Source organism: Microbacterium sp. K35 (assembly GCF_004794375.1).
GTDB classification, from domain to species: Bacteria; Actinomycetota; Actinomycetes; order Actinomycetales; family Microbacteriaceae; genus Microbacterium; species Microbacterium sufflavum.
The window spans coordinates 1-1,425 of sequence record NZ_SSDM01000199.1 but is presented as its reverse complement, the minus strand read 5'-3'; the positions used below and the strand labels follow the sequence as shown (position 1 = coordinate 1,425).

The window sequence follows — 1,425 nt, the reverse complement described above, 5'->3', positions numbered from 1 at the left end:
CCGCGCTCACGGTGTCGGCGAGCAGTGCATGCAGGCTGCCCGCCGCCGCCAGCAGCGCGACGCTGCGGCGGGTCAGGGCGTCGAGCCGGGCGGCGAGGATGCTCTGCAGCCCTCCGTTCTCGCCGTGCGCCCGCAGCTCCTCCAGGATCCGGGTGATGGCCGGGATCCCGTAGCCGCCCGACCGGAGTGCGGCGACCACGCGGGCCTCGGTGATCGCGCCCGAGCCGTAGCGGCGGGCGCTCCTGCCGTCGCGCATCGGGCGGATGAGCCCCTCGCGCTCCCAGTGGCGCAGCGCCGAGGTCCGCACGCCGAGAGCCTGGGCGAGCTCACCGACCGTCATCTCGTCGGCGTCGTCGAACACGTCGTCGGCGTCGGACACCGCGACCTCCAGACCGCGCAGCGCCTCCCGCAGCCGGGTGCGCTCGTCGGCGAGGTCGGCGTGGAGGGCATCGATGCGCTCGGCGGCCCGTTCGACCGACGACCGGATGAGCATCGGCATGAGCGCGCGGGCCGCCACCGGACCGATGGCCGCGGCCAGCTCCCGGTACGCCCGCGCCGCGGTCTCGTGCCGTGCACCGTAGCGCCGGTAGCCGTTCGCCGCGCGGACCGCCGGGGGAATGATGCCGAGCCGCTCCAGGTCGCGGACCTGCTGCACCGAATAGCCGACGCTCCGACCGATCTCCGCCGTGCTCCTGACCCGCTCTGGAGGGTTGCTCACCCATAACCCCCTGTTCTCCGCAGCCAAGTCTCCATAAGCACTGCAACCGGACCATTGAAGCATGGACAGACAGCAGATCATCGAGGCCGTGCGATCGTTCGACGGCGCGCTCGCCATGACACCGCAGCCGGGGAGCGAGTTCCCTGAGCTGTCGTGGGGCGACGCCTACTTCTTCTTCGCCCCCGACGGACGGATGCCCGAGCGCACGCAGCCCTTCGGCACCATCATCACGAAGGACTACCCGGACGACGCGTCGTCGGACCTCACCGCGACCGGACGGTTCCGCGTCAACATCCACGTCGGCCGGGAGCGCGCCGCGGCCCTGGTGCCGTCCGACCCCGAGCCGACAGCGTCCGACGTGTTCCGCCGCCATCCGCTGTACGGCGACGCGGGGTGGGTCTGCGTGATCGAACCGGGCGAGCGGACCGCCGACACCGTGCTCGACCTGCTCCGCGAAGCACACGACACCGCCCGCCGCCGGGCCGAGCGCCGAGGGCGGTGACCGTGGGCACCGCTCAGGGCATGACCGAGGGGCAGCGGCGGACCGTGGCCGTGTGGGCCGCGGACTGCGCCGACCGCGTGCTGCCGCTGTTCGAGGCGGAGGCCCCCGGCGACGACCGCCCGCGCGACGCTATCGCCAGGACCAGGGCCTTCGCGCGCGGGGAGCTCTCCGCCGCGGGTGAGATCCGGCGGCGGTTCGTGGCGGG

General features: G+C 73.6%; 3 protein-coding genes. 2 read left to right on the top strand and 1 reads right to left on the bottom strand.

What is annotated here, in order from left to right; genetic code table 11:
• Window positions 1-718: MerR family transcriptional regulator (locus tag DW299_RS07600; RefSeq protein ID WP_240745340.1), on the bottom strand; the 718-nt coding region annotated here is incomplete at its 3' end.
• Window positions 719-779: 61 nt separating this feature from the next.
• Here DW299_RS07600 and DW299_RS07595 point away from each other — a divergent pair.
• The gene (locus DW299_RS07595) at window positions 780-1,220 is read left to right on the top strand and encodes a DUF6194 family protein (RefSeq protein ID WP_136036230.1); all 441 of its coding nucleotides are present in this window, start codon (window positions 780-782) and stop codon (window positions 1,218-1,220) included.
• 20 nt (window positions 1,221-1,240) lie between these two features.
• Window positions 1,241-1,425, top strand: a 185-nt coding sequence (locus DW299_RS07590) for a putative immunity protein (protein WP_446724791.1), incomplete at its 3' end; no start/stop codon positions are given.